We start from the raw sequence: 19,901 nt of genomic DNA on the forward strand, positions 1-19,901 counted from the left end.
AAGCTGGACAACCCGCCCGCCGCCGCCAGCGGCCCCACGGGGACGCCGCCGCCCAAGCCGCCCTCCGGCCCGCCGCCCAAGCCGGCGCCGAAGAACCCGGGGTTCATCACCGCCACCATCGACGGCAAGGAAGTCGTGGTGAAGCCGGGGACGAACATGATCGAGGCGGCCAAGGCGGTCGGCTCGGACATCCCCTACTACTGCTACCACCCGCGCCTCTCCATCGCGGCCAACTGCCGCATCTGCCTCATCGAGGCGTCCAACGCGCCCAAGATGGTGCCCGCGTGCCAGACGCCCATGGCCGAAGGCCAGGTCGTCAAGACGACCACGCCCAAGGTGAAGGAGCAGCAGCGCGCGGTGATGGAGTTCCTGCTGCTGAACCACCCGGTCGACTGCTCCATCTGCGACCAGGCCGGTGAGTGCAAGCTGCAGGACTACTACATGAAGTACGACTACCGGCCCTCGCGCCTGGAGGGCACCAAGGCCCTCAAGAACAAGCGCAAGGTGCTGGGGCCCCGCGTCGTCATCGACCAGGAGCGCTGCATCATGTGCACCCGCTGCGTGCGCGTGATGAACGAAGTGGCCAAGGAGCCGCAGCTGGGCGTGTTCGGCCGCGGCAGCCACGAGCGCATCGACGTGTTCCCGGGCAGCGAGCTGAACAGCAACTACTCGCTCAACACCGTGGACGTGTGCCCGGTGGGCGCGCTGCTCAGCCGCGACTTCCGCTTCAAGGCGCGCGCGTGGTTCCTGTCCGCCACCCCGTCGGTGTGCACCGGCTGCTCGCGCGGCTGCACCACCTACGTGGACTGGATGTCGCAGGACTCGTACCGCTACCGCCCGCGGGAGAACGAGGCCATCAACAAGAGCTGGATGTGCGACGAGGGCCGGCTCACCTACAAGTACCTGAACTTGGGCCGCGTGCTCCAGGCGCAGGTGGGCCGCCGCGCCAACCGCGCCGGCGAGGCGGTGCCCGTCACCACGCGCAAGGAAGCGGTCCAGGCCGCGGCCAAGGCGCTGCGCTCGGTGCAGGGCAGCAAGCAGCTGGCGGTGCTGGCCTCGCCCCTGGCCTCCAACGAGGACCTGCTGGCCGGGCTGAACTTCGCCAAGAGCACGCTGGGCGTGTCCACCGTGTACGTGGGCGGCCGTCCTTCGGGCTCCGCCGACCACTTCCTGATGACGGCCGACAAGAACCCCAACCGCAAGGGCCTGGAGCTCATCGCGAAGGGGCTGGGCCTCAAGCTGGAGACCTTCGACGCGCTCACCACCGCGCTGACGGCGGGAACGGTGAAGGCGCTCTACGCCATCGGCACCGAGGTGCCGGGCAACGTGGACGCCTTCGCGGAGGCCGCGGGTCAGCTGGACGTGTTCGTGGCGCAGGCCTTCACCGAGTCCGCCATCACCGCGCAGGCCACGGTGCTGCTGCCGGCCTCCGTCCCCGTCGAGGACGAGGGCTCGTTCGTGCAGCAGGACGGCATCATCCAGCGCTTCCGCAAGGCGTACCCGCCCAAGGGCGACGTCGTCCCGGGCTGGGAGTGGGTCAGGGAGCTGACGCGCGAGCTGGGTGGCGAGTCCACCTGGAAGCGCGCCGTCGACGTGTGGCGCGAGCTGGCTGGCAAGGTGGCCGAGTTCGCGGAGTTCAACTGGGAGAAGGCGTCTCCGGCGGACCGGGAGAAGCCGGGCATCAATCCGCTGCCGGCAGGTGCCGACGGTCGCCCCGCGGGGTACCGTGAGTTCGGCACGCCTCGGGTGAGGGGTATCTAGTCATGAGCCGCGTACTGACGATTCTCGTCGCCATGTTCACCATCGTCTTCCTGATGGCGGGTGGCATGGCGTCGGCCTACCTCGTGGGTGGCCTGGTGGAGGAGCACTGGTTCACTGGCGCGAGCCGGCTGACCAACGTGCTGTTCCTCGTCCTCATCTTCGTGATGGTCATCGCCACGCTGCTGACCATGGCGGAGCGCAAGTGGAGCGCGTTCATCCAGGACCGCATGGGTCCCAACCGCGCTCGCATCGCCCTGCCCGGCCTGAAGAACCGCTCGCTGGGCGGCCTTCCGCACATCCTCACGGACGTGCTGAAGATGCTGACCAAGGAAGACCTGATTCCGGCCGCCGCGAACCGGTTCATGTTCAACCTGGGCCCCATCCTGGCCTTCGCGCCCACCTTCGCCCTGTTCGCCGTGGTGCCCGCCGGTCCGTCCGTGCAGGTGTTCGGCCACAACGTGGACATGGTGGTGGCCACGCCGGACTTCGGCGCCCTCTACGTGCTCGCCATCGCCTCGCTGGCCGTCTACGGCACCGCGCTGGCCGGCTGGGCCTCCAACAACAAGTTCGGATTGCTGGGCGGCGTGCGCGCCACCTCGCAGATGATCGCCTACGAGGTCGCGCTCGGCCTGTCCCTGGTCGGCATCTTCCTCACGTTCTCCTCGGTGCAGTTCCCGGCCATCATCGGTGACATCGGCAACGCGCTCACCGGCGGCACCGGCCAGGGCCGCTACCTGTGGCGCACGGACGGCGCCTTCGACCTGGGGCTGCCCGCGTGGGGCATCTTCATCCAGCCGCTGGGCTTCCTGCTCTTCTTCGCCGCGTCCTTCGCGGAGACCAAGCGCGCCCCGTTCGACCTGCCGGAAGGCGAGTCGGAGATCATCGGCTACTTCGTTGAGTACTCCGGCATGAAGTTCGGCCTCTTCATGATCTCCGAGTTCGTGGAGGTCGTGGTGCTGGCCGGCGTGACGACGGCGTTCTTCTTCGGCGGCTACCACCTGCCCTTCGGCAATGAGTGGCTGGCCAACCTGCCCATCATGCAGGAGCACGGCTGGCTGCTGGGCACCATCCTGGGCACGGTGTTCTGGCTGAAGGTGCTGTTCCTCATCTGGGTGCAGCTGCTCATCCGCTGGACGTTCCCCCGCTTCCGCTACGACCAGATTCAGTCGCTGGGCTGGAAGATCCTCCTCCCCCTCGGCCTGGTGAACGTGTTCGTGACCGGTGCGCTGGTCCTCTGGGATCCGTCCCTGCGGGCGCTCGCGGTCCTCGGCATCGCGGAGATTGGTATCCTGGTGGTGTTGACCACGACGACGAAGGTCCCCGCGGGCGGTGCGCACGGGGCGCACGCCGGCCATGGTCACGACCACGGACATGGCCACGCCCACGGTGGGCACGGTGCCCATGACCTGCCGGCGCACGCCCACGGCGCGGCCCCGGTCTCCACCCACTAGGCCGCCCCTTTCGGCCCCAGCATCCGGGAATCGAGAACCATCATGGCCTACAAGGTAAGCAAGGACCCTCGCACGGATATCCGCGAGCGGACCTATGTGCCCAACCTGCTCCGCGGCCTGGGCATCACCGCGAAGCACTTCTTCCGCAACCTCTTCGGGACGCGCGACACCAACACGCAGGTGGTGGACCGCACCGGCGCCAGCCTGATGACGACGGTGGCGTACCCCGAGGAGAAGCCCATCTACCCCGAGGGCTACCGCGGCCTGCACCGGCTGGTTCCGCGCGAGGACGGCAAGCCGCGCTGCGTGGCTTGCTACATGTGCGCAACCATCTGCCCGGCGCAGTGCATCTACATCGAGGCGGGCGAGTACGAGGACGAAGCCTCGGACTCCGAGGACCGCGTCATCGAGAAGTACCCCACCCAGTTCGTCATCGACGAGCTGCGGTGCATCGTGTGCGGCCTCTGCGTGGATGCGTGCCCCAAGGACGCCATCCGCATGGACACCTACATGCACACCCCGCCCGAGTACACGCGGCAGAACTTCGTCTACGACATCCCGAAGCTGCTCAAGGGCGCGCCCGTGTCCCACCCGTCGGACCCGTGGAACAAGCGCGAGGGCTCCGAGGAGCCGCACCACGTCCACAAGGAAGCGCACACGCGCATCGGTGAGGGCCTGGTGGAGCTGAAGCTGCCGCACGGAGAGCACGGCGGCCACGGCAAGGCGCTGCCCGCGGGGGCCCAGGCGGGCCACCAGGCCGTCGTCACGCAGCAGGGCCCCATCCAGGTGACGAAGTTCATCAAGTGAATCCAGATTCCCAGTGAGGCCGTAAGCGGCCTCACCAGGACTCCCGGCCCGCCCTCCCGCGTTGAAGCGGAAGGCGGGCCGGCGCTTTTTCAGGGGGCTGGTGGTGAAGCTGAACCTCTTCAATACGCTTGATGGCGGCCTCCAGGAGACGCCGCCGTGAAGCGCTACCGCTTGTCGGTGTGCAAGGGCTCCAGCTGCAAGGCGGGCGGCGCGGACGCCGTCTACGCCGAGGCCCGGGACGCCCTCTCCGGCCAGGGGCTGGTGCCGCGCTGTGAGCTGTACCGCGGCGGCTGCTACGGCTTCTGCCACATGGGGCCCAACGTCGTCGTCCGTGAGGACACCGGCCGCAAGAGAGACCCGCTCTCTCCCGAGGACTACCAGCTCATGGGCTGGCCGGGAGAGGTGTACTACTCGGCGATGACGGCGGAGAAGATGCGCCGCGTGGTGACGGAGCACATCGCGAAGGACGCCCCGGTGAAGGAGCTCTTCGGCCAGCCGGACTCGGACGACGGCGAGGAATGACTCACGCCGCCGCGGCGGTGGGCTCGCCCTCCTCCATGCCGTGCACGCCGTCCCAGTCCGCGGGCGGCGGCGTGACGAGGAAGCGGGCGCAGCGGCCGGCGTAGAGCGCGGCGACGGTGTCCTGGTACGCGTGTGACGCGCGCTCGAAGAGGGCATGCGCCTCCGCGAAGCGGCGCTGGTGGTAGGCGGTGAGGGCCTGCTCGTGGAGCGCGAGCTGCTCCTGCATGCGGGGCGTGATTTCTCCGCGGCGCGCCACCAGCTCATGCACGCGCACCGGCTGCGGCCGGCCCTTGAAGCGCACCAGGTCCACCACGCGGAAGACGTAGCTGCCGCTGGCGAGCTGCGCGGTGGTGTCTCCGGCCAGCACGTAGGTGCCGTACACCTTGTTGATGGCCTCTAGCCGCGAGGCCAGCCCCACCGCGTCTCCGAGCACGGTGTAGTTGGACTTCATCTCGCTGCCCAGGTCGCCCACCACCAGCTCCCCGGTGTCCACGGCCGCGCGGAAGCTGAGGCGGTGGCCGTACTTCTTCTCCCAGACGGACTGACGCTCGGTCAGCACCTCCCGCATCTTCAGCGCCGCCTCGCAGGCCAGGTGCGCGTGGCGGTCCGTGCGCACCGGCGCGCCCCAGAAGGCCAGCACCGAGTCGCCGATGTACTTGTCCACCTGCCCCGCCGTGGACCGCACCACCGCGGAAATCTCCGTGAGGTACGCGTTGAAGAGGCCCACCAGTTGCTCGGGCGGCATGCTCTCCGACAGCCGCGTGAAGCCTTCGATGTCACAGACGTACACGGACATCTTCCGGCGCTCGGGGCGCATCAGGCTCAAGTCCCGCGCCACCAGGCGGGCCACGTCCGGGCTGACGTAGCGGCCGAGCGCGTTGTGCACGAAGTCGCGAATCTGCCGCTCCGTCCCGTAGGCATAGCGGAGGGTGGCGACGAAGGCGCCCACCATGGCCAGCAGCGGCCCGGCCATGGCCACCCACAGCCGCTGTTCGACGAAGACGTACGCGGCTCCGAAGGCGTAGCCCGCGCCCGCCGCCACCAGGAAGCCCACGTAGAGCACGGCGCCGCGCACCGAGCGCAGCAGGAAGCTGAGCGACAGCGCCAGGAAGGCGCCGAGGAAGGCCAGCCCCACCGTGAGGAGCAGGTCCAAATCCGGCGCCGCGCGGGTGATGCCCTCCGAACGGAGGATGTTGGCCAGCGCCTGCCCCAGAATCGCGCCCCCCGGCGTCTCCGGCCCCAGGGGCGTGGAACGCAGGTGCGCGGACTCGCCGGCGGTCCGCGTGAGGACGACGGTGCGGCCTTCCAGGTCATTCTCGAAGCGCGCGGGGCGCTCGTCCGCCACGTCGAAGACGTTGAGGAGCACGTTCCACGCGCGGATGGAGCGCGCCAGCGAGCCGCGTGAGCCCCGGCCCGCGTTGGGCGCATCCCAGCGCAGCAGGCTCAGGCCCGAGGTGCTCATCGGGAACGCGTACTGGTCCCCCACGTGCAGCTTGCCGTCCGCGTAGCGGAGCGAGCGCGTACCGGCGAGCCGCATGGCCGCGGCCAGGGGCAGCGACGGCAGGATATGGCGCTTGCCGCGCACGGTGTAGCTCATGAGGTGTGCCACGGCGCGCACGCGCCCGTCCCGGCCCGCCACGAGCGTGGACGCACCGAACCCCACGCTGCCGCTCAGCAGCGGCACCACGGGGTGCTGAACCTGGCGCAGCTCGATGAGGTTCGCCGCGTCCAGTCCCTCCACCTGCACCTCCGCCAGCGCGACGAAGAGCTCCGTGGGGCCCACGCGGTAGCTGTCATCCGCGGCGCGGCGCTCCTCGAGGACATGCGCGGTGGCGCCCAGGCGCGAGCCCAGCGCCCTGCCGTCCGCTGCGTCCATGGCGCCGCCCCAGACCTCCACCTGGCTGCCCGCGGGGATGATGAAGGCGGGACGCTGCGCCGCGAGCACGGCCTGCGCGCGCAGGGAGGCCGCCTCGGACGCGTCATAGACGCCCAGCTTCACGCGGTACGGCCACAGGCGGTTGGCGGGGGGCAGCACCCGGGGCCCCTGCGCTTCCCAGGTGAACGACAGCAGCGCCCGGCCCGGGTCTTTCGCCAACTGCGCGGCGAAGGCCGCGTCGTCGCAGGAGAGCGACGAGGCCGACGCGGATGAGGCCTCGGCACAGGCGTTGGGGCTCAGGTCCGTGAAGGGCAGGTCCACGAGCACCAGCAGCGCTCCCTCCTGGACCAGCCGGCGCACCATGCGGCCCACGAGCTGGCGCGGCCAGGGCTGCGTGGCGACGCCAGGGCGCACATCCTGGCGGGCCTCGGCCAGCGTCTCGTCGTCGATGGCGATGACGACGGCCTCGTCGGGACGCTCGGAGCGTTCGCCCAGCTCCCGCACGCGCCAGTCGTAGGTGACACGCTCCCAGCCTTCCAGCCAGGCCTGCGCGGCATCCACCGCCGCGGAGGGAACCCAGGCCGACGGCGGGTCCTTGGGCGGCACGAAGCCTGTGGGGCGCAGGTACACGAGCAGCCCCAGCACGCCTCCGAAGAGGAGGGCCATCAACAGGGAGACGCCAAGCCGCTTCAGGAAGCGCCGGCCTGCGGAGTGAACGCGGTGACCTTGCACGGGTGGTCCGGAGGATACTCCGAGATGGGCCCGCGCGAGGGCGTCGTTGCGGGGGTGCCTGCTATGCTCGTGCTCCCATGAAACGCACCCTGGTGTCCGCGGCGCTCGCCGCCTCCTCCCTCGCCTTCCTGGCTTGCGACCTGGATCAGCTCACCGCCGACCACGTCATGGTCGGCACGCTGCTCTCCACCCCGGAGGTGGAGGTCTCCGCTTCCGCCTTGGCCGGCTATGACGCGGGCACCTTCAGCCCGGACGGTGGCGACGTGCTCGCCCTGCCCGCGCAGACGGCCGCCATCGTCTTCTTTGGCAGCAAGACGGGTGAGAACTCGCAGCCCTCCGGCCTGGCGGGGGCCGACATCACGGTGCAGCCGGTGGGTGGCGAGGCCACGGCGCTCGCGGACGAGGGCTCCGGCAACTACCGCCGCACCAGCGTGGGCGCCTCCGACTTCACCTACCAGCCCGGCGCCACCTACCAGTTCATCGCGAACCGGGGTGGCACGCGCTACGTGGGCCAGGTGGACGACGCGCCGATGAAGGAGACCATCGCCGCGCTGCACCCGCCCGAAGGCTTCCTGCGCATCGACGCGAGCACGCCCCTGTCCTTCGACCGGCCGGCGCCCCCGGCGAATACGGACCGCACGCTCGGCTTCGTCACCGTGGTGCCCCTGAGCGCCGAGGGCGCGCAGGGCGAGCCGACGTACACCAACCTGCCCTCCACGCCGGTCCAGTTCCTCCAACTGGTGGGCCTGCCGGGCCCGTACCGCGAGGCCCGCGTGACGATTCCGGGCACCGCCTTCCCCCAGCGCGAGCAGACCTACCTGGTCATCTTCCACGCCGTGCGAATGGGCGGCGCCGAATCCGGCAACCTGTTCCTCGGCAGCGCGCTGCTGGCGGGCACCGCCGAGGTGGGCGTGGTGCGCACGCGCTAGGACAGCCCCAACGGCGCGAAGTGCGTCAGCCCACTTCGATGTCCAGCCCGATGCGCCCTTCCAGCTTGAGGCGCAGCAGGTGCCCCGCGAAGCGCTCCGACTCCTCGCGGGAGAGGACGTTGCGGAAGGCCGTCCCGTCCGCGACCTCCACCTCCAGCACCACGCCCCGCTGAAGCAACCGGAAGAAGTCCTCGCCTCCCGAAGGGCGCGGAACGAACACGGGGAGGAAGCCCTTCAGCGGCACCACCTCCCCTGCCCCCCGCACGCGCGACTCCAACCCCACCGCGTCCGGACGCACTTCGTCCGCGGCCACGCCCGCGTCGGCATAGAGCGGCGCGGGCGGCAGCGACACGTCCTCGGTCGCGTCATCCAGCAGGAAGCCGTACCGGGACGGAATCCTGGCCGCGAACAGGAAGCACAGCAGCACGGGCGTGTCTCCGGACACGCGCTCCAGATGGAGAATCGCGCGCTCCGTCCCCACACGGCGCAGCAGCAACGTCAGGGATGGGCGGCTCGCGCTCAGGTAGCGCTGGACGCGGTCCTTGAGCGTGGCCCGAATCTCCGCGAAGGCCTCGGCATGCTTCGCCTCGCTCTCCGCCTCTCGCCGGGCAAGCGCGTCGCGGGCCTGCGTCAGCTTGTCCTCCGCGTCCCGCAGGAAGTCCCCTGAAGCGGCGGGCGGAGTCACCAGCGCGGGCTCGGCGCCCGACGCAGGTGTCAGCCCCGCGGCGCGCACCGCGCCCAGCAGGAACGAGCCCTGCTGCTCCAGCCGCTCGCGCTCCTCACGGAAGCGCAGGCGCGACGCCGCGTGCTCCACCTGGAGCTCCAGCCACGCCTCATACCCGGACTCCAGCGTCTCCAGCGCGCGCAGCCGCGCCAGCGCCGCGTCCGGGCTCACGCCCTCGCTGGCCCCGGCGTGCTTCACCATCCCACCCTGCGTCGTCTCGCTCACGGCCGTGGACTCTAACCGGCTCCAAACGGGAAGGCCCCCACCCGCGGCCGTTGCCGGCGCGAATGGAGGCCCCTGGCCCCGTCCGGGGCCGCGCGCGGCGGGTGCCGCGAATCAGGCGGTGCGAGACACGGTGCCCTGCGGGCCCGTCTGCGCCGCGCCCTCGGAGGAGCGGCCGACCGCGTTGGACAGGTACTCCTGGCCGCTGTGCAGGCGCTGACGGAGGTCATCGCGCAGCTGGTTGCCCGGCTTGGGCGCCAGCAGCAGGCCCAGGCCCGCGCCCACGAGGATGCCCGCGGCGAAGGCGCCCACGACGGGCAGGAGCGTGTCCACCGTGTCCCGACGCGTCTCCAGGCCCACCAGGTGCAGCAGGTCGTCCTTGTCCAGCTTCTTGAGGTTGTTGAAGTTCACCATTTGAGACTCCGGGGGTTGTGGGGTGGAGGAAAGCCCGGCCTCAGTACGTCGGCGGGCGAGGAGTGCCTGCGGAAGTGGCGTTCGCGGAGGCGGAGCCCTGCGGGCCCGGACCAGCCATACCACGTCCAGTCTGATAGCCCTGGAAGGCCGCTTCCGCCATGCCCAACAGCTCATCCTTGACCAGTGGCAGCGCCGCGAGGCGCACGCCGAGCCGGAGGATGCGCGCCGTCAGCGGCGTGAAGAGCCCGCCGCCCAGCAGATAGCCGACGCCCACGGCGGCCGCCATCATCCCGTACGGGTTGCGCTCCACGCGCCCCCGCAGGTCCAGCGTCTGCCCCAAGTCCGTCACCGCGCCGCGCGCGTCGGACCAGAGCTGCTGCGCGTCGCTGCCAATGTGGTCCACTCGCTGCCCGAAGCCGCCGCCCTGCGGGTCCTGCGGCATGCCATTGCCCGATGCACCTGGAAACGTCGTCATGCGTTCACCCTCTCGTGTGGTTCCAGCGCGCGTCTTCAGCGGCGCGAGGCAATGCGGCCGACGAGGAAACCCACGGCCACGGCGCCCAGCAGGCACGTGCCGGGATTGGCGCGGATGAAGCTCACCACGCGGTTGTTCAGGTCCACGATGTTCTGACGGGCCTCGTCAATCTGCGGCACCACGCGGTCCTGAAGCTCACGCGCCTTGTCGGCCATCTGCTGCGGATTCATCTCCATCGAAGCCATCTCCTCAATTGGGGGTACTACGGCAGTCGTCAGTCGCGCGAGCCCAACCAGAAGCCCACCACGAACGCCGCGCCTACACACGCGTAGGGATTGCGGCTCACCCACTGGCGCCAGTCGGCGGCCACGGCCACTTCTTCGCGAAGGGCACTCACGGACGTGGCCAGCTCGGCGCGCGTGCGCTCGATTTCGGCACGCAGGTCCGCGCTGCTGCGGGGGCTGTAGGCCTTGGGCTGTCCATTGCTACCGGCCATGCGGGGGCTCCTTGAAGATTTCACGGTTCGTGCCCTGGAGCGCATTCACGGAGGCGCTGGGGGCGGCGTTGGTGAGCGCGGCCATGCTGAGCGAGAGCTCCTGCGACGTATCGTCCATCATCCGGCGCGCCTTCAGGCGGTTCACCGCCCACATCGCGCCGCCCGCGCCTCCCACCAGATTCAGCAGGCCGATTCCAGCCAGCGCTCCAGCCCATCCCAACCACGTGGACAGCCACGCCGCCAGCGCCGCGCACACGAAGCCATAGCCCACGAGGATGAAGGGCACGAAGGCGACAATCATCGCCACGTCCAAGCCCGTGGCCTTGACGTCCTCGGCCAGCTCCATGCGCGCCAGCTGCAGGTGCTGCGTCACCAGCCGGCTGAAGCCGTCGGCCATGCGCCCGACGAGCGCGGAAATCCCGCGCTCTGCCTGTTCACTTCCCACGTGCATGCGCTCTCCGGCCGACGCATACGGCCTCTCAGGTGCGGGCCAACCTAGGCATGCACCTGTTCCGCGACAACCGCGTCACGGAGTTTTTGTCCGGCGCACGCAAGCGTCGGCCAGTGAACGCGCGCGCCGGCCCATCCGGCCACTCTACCCGATGAGCTGCACAGGAGGAGAGATGGAAGGCTCCACGGCGATGGGGGCCTCGAAGCGCAGCACGAGGGGCAGGTGATCAGACGCCACCCGGCTCAACGCCGTCCGATGAGGGTGAATGGACAGCGGGCGCACGCCCGCGTCCACGAAGATGCGGTCCAGCCGCAGCAGGGGCAGGCGCGTGGGATACGTGCGAGCGGGCGCGCCAAGCTCCAGCGCCGCGTCGTGGATGGCCTGGCGCACCAGCGAGGGCACCGGGCCATTGCCCCAGTAGTTGAAATCTCCACACACCACCAACGGGGCTTTCCGCGCGGCATCGCGGAGGATGTCCGAGGACAACAGCAGCGCCTCCTGCCTGCGCCGCTCGCCCAGGCGCAGGCCCAGGTGGAGGGAGAAGACGTGGAGCTGCAGCCCTCCCCCGATGTCCAGGTCGCAGCGCAGCGCGCCGCGAGGCTCGCGGCGGCCCACGCTCAAGTCGTAGTTCTTCGACTTGACGATGGGCAGCCGCGACAGGATGGCGTTGCCGTAGCGCCGGCCGTTGCGCACGACATTGGGACCAAAGGCCATGTGCAGCCCGAGCATGTCCGCCAGATGTTCGGGCTGGTCCTCCCGAGGCGTCACCGCGCGAAAGTCGCCGACCTCCTGGAGAGCGACGATGTCCGCGTCCACTTCGCGGAGCACCGCGCCCACGCGGCCCAGGTCGAAGCGGCCGTCCGTTCCGATACCACTGTGGATGTTGTACGAAACGAGCCTCAGCTCCACGCGCGTCGCTCATCCAATCAGGACAGAGGAAGGATGCGGCCCGCTGCCATGCGGACGACCGTGACGGGCAGCAGGATGAGCCGGGACACGGCCTTGACGGCGTCGCCCAGGCCGCCCCGCAGGGCCTGGAGCTGGTGCTCCGCCTCCTCGCGAATCTCCGGCAGCCGCCCGCGCGGCGGCTGCTCGCGCGTGGGTGGCAGCGCGCCAATCGGCGCCGTTCCTCCCACGACGGTCGCGGAGGTCGTGCGCGCCTTGCCCTTCGACGTGCCACGTGCCGCCTTGAATTCCGGGCCGTGGGAGAACTTGGCGTCGGGCTCGGGCCGCGCCAATTCCTCCAACTCCGCCTCCATCTGATGCGCGATGTAGAGTTCTTCCGTCTCCGCGAAGCGCTTGCCGTAGTGAACGCCCTCGTGGCTCTCCATGGCCTCGGGATGCGCCTTGGAATGAGCCAGCCGCGCCTTGTCCTGCCGACGCAGGCTTCGCTTCGGCGCCGGCAGCGTCTTCGGAACCTGGTAGTGGTCAAAGCTATAGGGACGAGGCATCCGCGAATCTCCCAATCAACGAGTCCGTTCAGAAGCTAGGAAGCCCCCAGTCCCCCGGGTACGCCTTGACGGAATGCGCCCTGGTGGCCCGCCTGCCCTGCAGCCAGGCAGGCGGTACGCGGACAAGATGCGTCGTCCAAGTACCGACAACCTCTGGCGTCGGCTCCGCGCAGAGGAGGCGTGCGGCCATCGTCCCACCCAGGCGACGAGCCGAGCGCTTTCGAGGGACGGAGCAGGCGTCCGGCGGCTCCACACCACACTCCGGGAAGAGTTGCGCGCGACGTGGTGTAAAAACGGCCCATGCCTTCGCATGCACCCGGCCGGAAGTATTCCAAGTCCCCGTTCCTGCTACTCGCCCTGCTCGCCCTTGGAGCGAAGGCCGGTGCGACCGAAACCGCGTCGGTCCCCGTGCGCACATCCAGCGAGGACGCTTCCCTGGAGGCCCCTCCCCAGCTGACGCTGCAGCCTGCCGCAGCCAAGCCGGGAGACCCGGTGTTGGTGGCGGTAAGCGGCATGACGGCGCCTCCCACCGGCACGCTCGCAGGACGCGCGCTGCGCTTCTTCCCCTGGGGTGATGGCTATCTGGCCGTCGCCGGCCTGCCAGTGGAGCTGACGCCCGGCGCGGCGCAGGTGAAGGCCACGGGCCCCGTCACGCCGGGCGCGCCGCAGGTGGAGCTGACAGGCACCCTGGACGTCGTGGAGCCCGGCTACCCGTCTCGCGAGCTGCGCGTGGCCGGCAAGTACGTGAAGCCGCCCGCGTCGGTGCGCAAGCGCATGGCCGCGGACCGCCGCGCCTTCGCTGAAGCCTTCGCCCAGGACTTCAGCGCGCCGCACTTCGCGCAGAACTTCGCGTGGCCGAGGGCGGACCGCATCACCGCGCCCTTCGGCGACCGCCGCACCTTCAACGGAAAGGTGTCCAGTCAGCATTTCGGCGTGGACATCGACGGGGACCCGGGCACGCCCGTGCAGGCCGCCAACGACGGCACGGTGGTGATGGCGCGCGACAACTACGCGGCGGGCAACACCGTGCTGGTGCACCACGGCGCGGGGCTCTACACGGCGTACTTCCACCTGTCCCGCATCGACGTGAAGCCGGGCACCCAGGTGAAGCAAGGCCAGCTGTTGGGCAAGGTGGGCAGCACCGGCCGCGTCACCGGCCCGCACCTGCACTGGGGCGTGAAGGTGGACGGGCTGTGGGTGGACGGAGAGCGCCTGCTGAAGCTGGACTTCTTCCCGCACCTGCCGCCCAGCGTCGCCCGGGGCGGCAACGCCGAGCTGGGCACGCCGTAACCGGCGTCAGCGATCGTTCCACTTCGGGGGACGCTTCTCCAGGAACGCGGAGATGCCCTCCCCCGCGTCGTCCGCCAGCACGTTCAGCGACAGCTGCGAGGCCAGGTACTCCAGCGCGGCGGGCAGCGGCAGGTCCTCGGCGGTGAAGAAGGCACGGCGCCCCAACGCCAGCACCGCCTGGCTCTTTCCCGCCAGCTTTCCCGCGAGCGTGCCCACCGCGGCGTCCAGCTCCGCGGCCGGCACCACGCGGTTGAGCAGCCCCAACGTCAGCGCCTCGCGCGCGGGCAGCCGGTCTCCGGTGAGCACCAGCTCCAGCGCACGCTTGCGGCCCAGGTGACGCTGGAGCAGCGCCATCATCATCATCGGGAAGAGGCCCACGTCGATTTCGGGCGTGCCCAGGTCCGCGCCCTCCACGGCGACGGCCAGGTCACACGCGAGCACCAGCCCCAGGCCACCCGCCAGCGCGTGCCCGTTGACGCGCGCCACGGTGGGCTTGCGCAGCTCCTGGAAGCGCGCCAGCAGCCGCCCATAGGAACGGCGGCCCTCGTGCGTGGACAGGAAGCCCTCGTCACCGGCCATGGTTCCCAGGTCCCCGCCCGCGCAGAAGACCTTCTCACCGGCGCCCGTCAGCACCACCACGCGCACCGAGGTGTCGGATTCGGCCCGCTCCAGCGCGGCCATCAGCTCGCGCACCACTTCGGGGGACAAGGCGTTGCGGGCCTTGGGCCGGTCAATGGTCAGGAGCGCTTGGGCGCCTTGGACTTCGTAGCGGACTTCTCCGGCTTCCATTCGGACACCTCCGCTGCCTGGGCACCCGTGAGGACGCCGTAAAGGAAGGAGTCGGCAATCTGCGACTTCGCCCGCTCCAACGCGTCGGGGTCGCGCGCGTCGGCCAGCCCCACGACGAAGGCGGTGAGCGCCATTTCGATGTTGCCGAAGAGGAGCGCGGAGGCCAGGTGCGGGTCCAGCCCCGGCCGCAGCTCACCCCGCTCCTCCGCGGCGTTGAAGAGCGCCGAACTGAGCCGGATGGCATCCACGAAGGCCGTCTGCCGGTTGATGCGCGAGCCCGCCGGGCTGCGCGCAATCTCCAGGATGAGCACCTTCACCGCGCGCGGGTCCACGCGGTAGGCCTCGAAGGCTACCTCGACGATGCCGCGGACCTTCTCCGCCAGCGGGCCTTCGCCCTCCACCACCGCGCGCACGCGCGTGACGAAGCCGCTCCAGCCGGTGTCGAACACCGTCTCGAGCAGCTCATCCTTGTTCTTGAAGTAGTGGTAGACGAGCCCGTACGCGACGCCGGCCTCCTTCGCCACGTCCGCGATGCGGCAGCCGTGGTAGCCCTTGCGCGCGAACACGTCGATGGCCGCGCGGAGGATGGTGCGGCGGCGCTCGCTTTCGCGCGTGCCACTCTCCGCCGCCGGCTTGCTCTGCTGACCCACGGTTGTCCTCCACCGGCGGGTGATTCGCCAGTCAACCAGCGGAGAACCTACGGAGGGCGGGCCCTGGGGTCAATGCCTTCGTGGGCCCGCCCGGCGAAACGACGGAGACTACTCCACGGTGCCCCGGACAACGGGTCCCTGGACGATGGCCTCGTGGCCCTCGAGCTGTGCCGCCGTGTACTTGCAGATGGGCGTCACCCTCCAATCAACCGGGGGGTTGAAGGGCGGCGGCGGCGGGCCCTCGGCGGGCGGCTCGTGCGCATCGCTGACCAGGTACGTCTCGAAGTTGAAGGACGGGTAGGTCAGCGCGATGCCCGTGTTGGCCGGGGACACCGTGACGGGGCCGGACGCGCCGCCACTGCAACCGTCATTGCCGCTGTTCTGGGCCATGCGGTTGTACCAGGGGTCGGAGACGATGAACGAAATCGAGATGCCACCGAAGTGGCTGATGAGCGGCGGCGGCGCGTTGGGCAGCGGGTCGAGCTGCCGCTGCGTCTGGTCCTTGTCCAGCGCGTGGGGCATGCCCGTCCAGAGGATGCGCTCCTGCACCCAGATGAGCGTGCTGGCGTCGTGCTGGCCATTCTTGCCCGTCCAGCGACCGTCGCCGTTGGTGTCCACGTAGCGCTCGCCCGGGTCCCACGTGCCGTTGTCGTTGTTGTCGACGAAGGGCTCGGTCAGGTCCTCGAACGGCTCGCCCGTGTCCCAGACGCCGTTGTTGTTGAGGTCGTCGAAGGCCTCCTCACCGCTGGTGATGGCGATCAGCGAGACCAGGTTGTCACGCGGGTTGAGGACGATGCCGGGGCGGATGGGGTCCGGACGGCGCGGCTCCGGACGGTCCTGCTGGGGCTGCGCGGCGTTGCCGTAGGCGGCAATGGGGTTCTCGTCCCAGAGGAAGGGGTGCATCCACAGCGGCGCCAGGTACTCGCCCGTGTGGGTCGCGTCCTTCAGCGGGTTCCACGTGAAGATGCCCGGCTCCACGTCCTGCGGCAGCGGCAGGGACGTCTTGTAGAGGACCTCCGCGTTGCCCACCACGTCGGTGACGGACACGGCGCTGGGACCGATGGTGCCCGCCTCCGTGAGGAAGGACACCTGGGCGCCCACCACGCCGTCACCGTTGCGATCGCCCACGTGGGCGATGCACCGGACCTTCACACCCGCGATGAGGGCGCGCGTCTCGTCCCAGGCGCCAACGGCGTGGTGCAGACCGGAGCCGTCACCCGAGAACGAACCGCACTGGAAGGTGAACTGACGCGAGTTCGAGTTGGTGCCCGCGAAGCTGACCACCGGCGAGACGGCCCGCTTCATCTCGGCACCCGTGCCGGCGGTGGCGATGACCACGGCGGAGGCCACCCGGCCGCCGCGCGCCGTCATCTGCACGGACACGATGCCGTCACCCGTGTTGGTGACACCCTCGGTGGGCGACAGCTCGACGCCCGGAACGGGGGACTCCAGCGTGAAGGACACCGGCGTACCCGCCTGCGGCTGGCCTCGGGAGTCCACCGCGCGGAAGCGCAGCGTGGTGATTTCTCCCAGTCGCGGCTGAGCCGGAGACTGGTCCACGAATTCAAGTGTGGCGGGGGCCGACGGCGAGCATGCAACAAACAGCAGGCTCGCGAAGGCCACCCACGGGGCCAGACCCGGACGCATCAGTGGAGACTCCTTGAAGGCGATGAAGGAAGCGGGCTGTACGCGAGCAGCGCACAGCGCATCTTCCGCATCTTCCCGGGCCACCTACCGTCCAGTCAAGGACAGGACAGGTGGACCGGCGCCCTCTTGCGTCCAGGGCCTGGAATCCCAGGGGGCAACGTCAGGCGGCGGTGCCGCTGAACATCACCCGGGCCACGCCCAGCAGACGGTCCACGTCCCGGGCGGTGAGGCCACGGGCGCGCGCGAAGTCAGACAGGGGCCGCAGGAGGTCCTCCGTCTGAGCAAGGGTCTGCTCCGTTCCCGTGAAGAGCTCGCCCAGGCTCACGCCCAGGGCGTTGGCCAGGGCCGCCAGCGTCTCCACATGGGGGACACGCTCGCCACGCTCGATCATGGAAAGGAACGACACGCTGATCTGCGCCCGCTCCGCGAGCTCTTCCTGCGTCCAGCGCTCCGGCCGCTGTGTCCGAAGCTCGCGGATGCGCTGCCCAATTCGTTTTCCGAGGTCCGACACGAAGTACTTCTCCTGGCTGTTTCGGGGTTAGAGGAACCACCACCCACCGCTGGTGATTCCTAGCCTCCGGAACCAAAGGATCCGAAATCCGCCACGATGAGGTTGATGCCGGAGAATTCCAGCCCCAGCTCTCGCCGCAGCGTCACCACCCCCTCTACCCGCCAGCAGTCGCATGCAGGCCCATACGAGAGGCCGAATGTCTGCTGAGCAAGAGGGCGATTTTCTTGAGTTACTAGATCCTGGTAAAGCGGTTGCACAATTGCTTCGTACCGCACTCCCAGCCCAAATCCGAGCTTCAAACGCGTACCCGCGATGAGGGCCTGAGCCCGTTCGGCCGGAGGGAAGCCGGGCTCTACTCGGGATAGTCCGCCTACCAAGGTATCCAACGAGCGGCGGAGCACATCGGGCCCCACGGAACGGGGATCCGCGCCGCGGTTGAGCGCATCTCCCCCGGTCCACAGCAGGTCATCGAAGCGCGCGTACACGGCGTGCCCCTTGCCGTTGTCGACATTCACCTCCGCGGAGAGCCCGGAGATGCGGCCCGCGTTGGGGTCGTAGCGAACGGTGCCCGCGGCCGTGAAGATTCCGGCGGTGGCGCTGAGGCGGGCGAAGGTGTCGCGCAGCACGGGCCCCGGGTCGTCCACCTTCCCCGCCGCGGGAACGTGTCGGGTGAGGTCGAAGCCCTGTCCGATGCGCAGGCGCAGCGGTTCGCGGATGTCGTTACCGCGCTTGAAGCGCAGTGTCTGGTCCACGGCGAGCACCGCGTGGAGGAAGCCCCGAGTGCGGCCGTCACTCTGGAATGGCACCGCGGCATCCACTTCGTCATAGGGGCGGGCCAGGTCCTCCCCGGAGGCCCCGGCCGAGGGAAGACGGCCCCACCCGCCCGGCACGTAGCGCAGCTCCAGCGAGGGGGTGATGGCATGGCGGAAGCTCGTCTCACGTCCCTCGAAGACGCGCGCCACCTGGCTTTCGAGCAGCAACCCGGCGATGGGGTAACCCCTCTGCCACGTCCGGCCCGACACCTCGCCCAGCCACACGTCCTGACGCATCCCCAGCGAGGGCGACACGCGCATCAGACTGCCCAGACCGAAGGACGTCGACAGGCGGGGGAAGAAGTCCACGCGGTCGCGGGCTTCGCGGTCGTTCGAATTGAAGATGCCGTCGGACTGCGTGGTGTCCGCGGGAAACGGCCACCCGGCAGAGCCGAACGGGACATGGAACCCGTCGGCCCGGAAGATGCCGTCGATGCCCTCGTCGCCGTACCCGCCTCGCAGGGGCGCGAGCCGCAGATACTGCACCGACAGGCCCCCCATGATTCCGCCCAGCACGGGCCGCTCCGGCAGGGCCAGGGTGATGGCCGGCAAGCGCTGGAACGTGGTGGGGCCCTTCAGGTCCGGACGCGAAGGGTCCGTGGCCGCCGGGATGCGGTTGTCCTGGAAGAAGCGGTACCCCCACCTGATGTCCTGGCGCAGCGCCACGTCGAGCCCCGCATAGAGGTCGTCCTGGCGCTGGAACACCGTGCCCGTGCTGCGCAGGTAGGTGAACTCGCGGGTGACGAGGTCCGCCGTGAGGTCGCGGGTGTAGTTGCCGTCCGAGACGAACGAAGCGTCGACGCGGTTGTGCCACCCTCCCCCCATGTCCTGGGTGTGTTGCCACGACGCCTCACCCCGGAGTCCTCGGCGCTCGTCGACGAACTCAGGCGAGGCGACTCCGCCCTCCGTTCGCCGGTAGAACACGAAGCTGCGCGGATCCCGGATGGGCCTGAGGTCGTAGAGGAACCCCAGCGTCGCCCGTCCCCGGGTCCGTTCGCTGGGCGCATAACGGAACTCGGTGAGCAGGCGCGGCCCCTTCACGCCCAGGTAGCGCGGCTCCCGGACCTGCTCGGTGGCGCCGGGAACGGTATGCAGTTCGTAGCCGCCGCTGAAGTACCCCGGCGTGAGCGTCACGTCGTAGCTCTGCCCCAACGTGATGAAGAGGGGCTGCTCCAGGGAGAAGCCATTGAGCGAGGAGAAGGTGGGCTTGGGCAGCAGCAGGCCGGTGCGCCGCTGAGACAGCGGCATGTAGAGCCACGGCAGCGCGAACACGGGCACGGACTTCACGTACACCACGGGCAGCGTCATCGTGGCGCGCTCGCCCAGGACGACGGTGGCCGACGAGGCCTCCATTCGCCAGCCGGGCTCGCCCGGGCTGCAATTGCACGGCGTGAAGGCCAGGTCCTCCACGAGGAAGGTGTTCTCCCCCGTCCGGCGGATGCGCGAGCCGCTCATGAGGAGGGGCGTCTCCCCCATGGCCCGCAGCTCCTGGGGCGTCTTCGCCGTGAACAGGGCCTCCTGGGTGACGCCCTGCTTCTGCATGAAGAGGCCGCCCTCGAGGTTCGCCTCGTAGGTGCGCACATCCATCTTCGCGGTGTCGGCGACCGCGGCCAGGCCACTGGGGCCCACGAACATCACGCTGCCCGAGGCGGTGACGAGCTGGTTCACCTCGTCGTACGTCACCTCGTCGGCGCGAAGCTGCATCGTCTCCGTGCGCAGCACGGCGTTGCCGCGCGCGGTGACGACCTTCGTGTCCGCTTCGTAGACGACCAGGTCCGCAGCCAGCTCCGCCGTCTCACCGTTGGGCAAAGCCAACGGGGTGGCGAGTGGCACCTGCGAGGTGGACACCAGCAGCGCAGCGGCGAGCGGAACGAGGAAGCTCATTCAGGGG

At 69.7% G+C, this 19,901-nt stretch carries 20 protein-coding genes; 6 read left to right on the forward strand and 14 right to left on the reverse strand.

What is annotated here, in order from left to right; genetic code table 11:
- The 4 genes from FMP39_RS05950 to FMP39_RS05965 all read left to right on the forward strand — a co-directional run.
- Positions 1–1,761 (forward strand): 2Fe-2S iron-sulfur cluster-binding protein (locus FMP39_RS05950; RefSeq protein WP_228557712.1); only part of this gene is annotated, 1,761 nt, incomplete at its 5' end.
- Between the two features lie 2 nt (positions 1,762–1,763).
- Positions 1,764–3,212, forward strand: a complete 1,449-nt coding sequence (locus tag FMP39_RS05955; RefSeq protein WP_141589036.1) for a complex I subunit 1 family protein — start codon at positions 1,764–1,766, stop codon at positions 3,210–3,212.
- A 42-nt stretch (positions 3,213–3,254) separates the two neighbouring features.
- Positions 3,255–4,019: an NADH-quinone oxidoreductase subunit I gene (locus FMP39_RS05960; RefSeq protein WP_090488990.1), complete on the forward strand. Its 765-nt coding sequence runs from the start codon at positions 3,255–3,257 to the stop codon at positions 4,017–4,019.
- A gap of 156 nt (positions 4,020–4,175) precedes the next feature.
- Positions 4,176–4,541 (forward strand): ferredoxin, encoded by a 366-nt coding sequence (locus FMP39_RS05965; RefSeq protein ID WP_141589037.1) that lies wholly within the window; start codon positions 4,176–4,178, stop codon positions 4,539–4,541.
- Position 4,542: 1 nt separating this feature from the next.
- Here FMP39_RS05965 and FMP39_RS05970 read toward each other — a convergent pair whose 3' ends face one another.
- Positions 4,543–7,083 carry an adenylate/guanylate cyclase domain-containing protein gene (locus FMP39_RS05970; RefSeq protein WP_141589038.1) on the reverse strand — a complete coding sequence of 847 codons (2,541 nt, stop codon included), beginning with the start codon at positions 7,081–7,083 and terminating at the stop codon, positions 4,543–4,545.
- Between the two features lie 143 nt (positions 7,084–7,226).
- On the opposite strand from FMP39_RS05970, the gene FMP39_RS05975 reads away from it, so the two are divergent.
- Positions 7,227–8,078 (forward strand): hypothetical protein, encoded by an 852-nt coding sequence (locus FMP39_RS05975; RefSeq protein WP_228557713.1) that lies wholly within the window; start codon positions 7,227–7,229, stop codon positions 8,076–8,078.
- 25 nt (positions 8,079–8,103) lie between these two features.
- On the opposite strand, the gene FMP39_RS05980 is transcribed toward FMP39_RS05975, so the two are convergent.
- The 8 genes from FMP39_RS05980 to FMP39_RS06015 form a co-directional block, all read right to left on the reverse strand.
- Positions 8,104–9,027: a hypothetical protein gene (locus FMP39_RS05980; protein ID WP_141589040.1), complete on the reverse strand. Its 924-nt coding sequence runs from the start codon at positions 9,025–9,027 to the stop codon at positions 8,104–8,106.
- Between the two features lie 111 nt (positions 9,028–9,138).
- Positions 9,139–9,438 (reverse strand): YtxH domain-containing protein, encoded by a 300-nt coding sequence (locus FMP39_RS05985; protein WP_090489000.1) that lies wholly within the window; start codon positions 9,436–9,438, stop codon positions 9,139–9,141.
- 40 nt (positions 9,439–9,478) lie between these two features.
- The gene (locus tag FMP39_RS05990) at positions 9,479–9,913 is read right to left on the reverse strand and encodes a hypothetical protein (RefSeq protein ID WP_090489002.1); all 435 of its coding nucleotides are present in this window, start codon (positions 9,911–9,913) and stop codon (positions 9,479–9,481) included.
- A 35-nt stretch (positions 9,914–9,948) separates the two neighbouring features.
- On the reverse strand, positions 9,949–10,149 hold the full coding sequence (locus FMP39_RS05995) for a hypothetical protein (RefSeq protein WP_090489004.1): 201 nt from the start codon (positions 10,147–10,149) through the stop codon (positions 9,949–9,951).
- Between the two features lie 38 nt (positions 10,150–10,187).
- Positions 10,188–10,409, reverse strand: a complete 222-nt coding sequence (locus FMP39_RS06000; protein ID WP_090489005.1) for a DUF3618 domain-containing protein — start codon at positions 10,407–10,409, stop codon at positions 10,188–10,190.
- Positions 10,399–10,860: a phage holin family protein gene (locus FMP39_RS06005; protein WP_011552783.1), complete on the reverse strand. Its 462-nt coding sequence runs from the start codon at positions 10,858–10,860 to the stop codon at positions 10,399–10,401. Before FMP39_RS06005 ends, FMP39_RS06000 begins: the two co-directional genes overlap by 11 nt.
- A 144-nt stretch (positions 10,861–11,004) precedes the next feature.
- Complete coding sequence (locus FMP39_RS06010; protein WP_141589041.1) at positions 11,005–11,769, reverse strand: endonuclease/exonuclease/phosphatase family protein; 765 nt, start codon at positions 11,767–11,769, stop codon at positions 11,005–11,007.
- Between the two features lie 17 nt (positions 11,770–11,786).
- Positions 11,787–12,311: a hypothetical protein gene (locus FMP39_RS06015; protein WP_194858260.1), complete on the reverse strand. Its 525-nt coding sequence runs from the start codon at positions 12,309–12,311 to the stop codon at positions 11,787–11,789.
- A 300-nt stretch (positions 12,312–12,611) separates the two neighbouring features.
- Here FMP39_RS06015 and FMP39_RS06020 point away from each other — a divergent pair, with 300 nt between their 5' ends.
- The gene (locus FMP39_RS06020; protein ID WP_141589043.1) at positions 12,612–13,601 is read left to right on the forward strand and encodes a M23 family metallopeptidase; all 990 of its coding nucleotides are present in this window, start codon (positions 12,612–12,614) and stop codon (positions 13,599–13,601) included.
- 6 nt (positions 13,602–13,607) lie between these two features.
- On the opposite strand, the gene FMP39_RS06025 is transcribed toward FMP39_RS06020, so the two are convergent.
- The 5 genes from FMP39_RS06025 to FMP39_RS06045 form a co-directional block, all read right to left on the reverse strand.
- Complete coding sequence (locus FMP39_RS06025) at positions 13,608–14,390, reverse strand: enoyl-CoA hydratase/isomerase family protein (RefSeq protein ID WP_141589044.1); 783 nt, start codon at positions 14,388–14,390, stop codon at positions 13,608–13,610.
- Complete coding sequence (locus FMP39_RS06030; RefSeq protein ID WP_090489016.1) at positions 14,339–15,040, reverse strand: TetR/AcrR family transcriptional regulator; 702 nt, start codon at positions 15,038–15,040, stop codon at positions 14,339–14,341. Before FMP39_RS06030 ends, FMP39_RS06025 begins: the two co-directional genes overlap by 52 nt.
- A gap of 108 nt (positions 15,041–15,148) precedes the next feature.
- Positions 15,149–16,771: a hypothetical protein gene (locus FMP39_RS06035; RefSeq protein ID WP_228557714.1), complete on the reverse strand. Its 1,623-nt coding sequence runs from the start codon at positions 16,769–16,771 to the stop codon at positions 15,149–15,151.
- Between the two features lie 76 nt (positions 16,772–16,847).
- A complete protein-coding gene (locus FMP39_RS06040; RefSeq protein WP_002634858.1) occupies positions 16,848–17,198 on the reverse strand; it encodes a helix-turn-helix domain-containing protein in 351 nt (116 codons plus the stop codon).
- A gap of 59 nt (positions 17,199–17,257) precedes the next feature.
- On the reverse strand, positions 17,258–19,894 hold the full coding sequence (locus tag FMP39_RS06045) for an LPS-assembly protein LptD (protein WP_141589046.1): 2,637 nt from the start codon (positions 19,892–19,894) through the stop codon (positions 17,258–17,260).
- Between the last annotated feature and the right edge of the window lie 7 nt (positions 19,895–19,901).

Source organism: Myxococcus sp. AB056 (assembly GCF_006547365.1).
In the GTDB taxonomy this organism is placed as follows: domain Bacteria; phylum Myxococcota; class Myxococcia; order Myxococcales; family Myxococcaceae; genus Myxococcus; species Myxococcus virescens.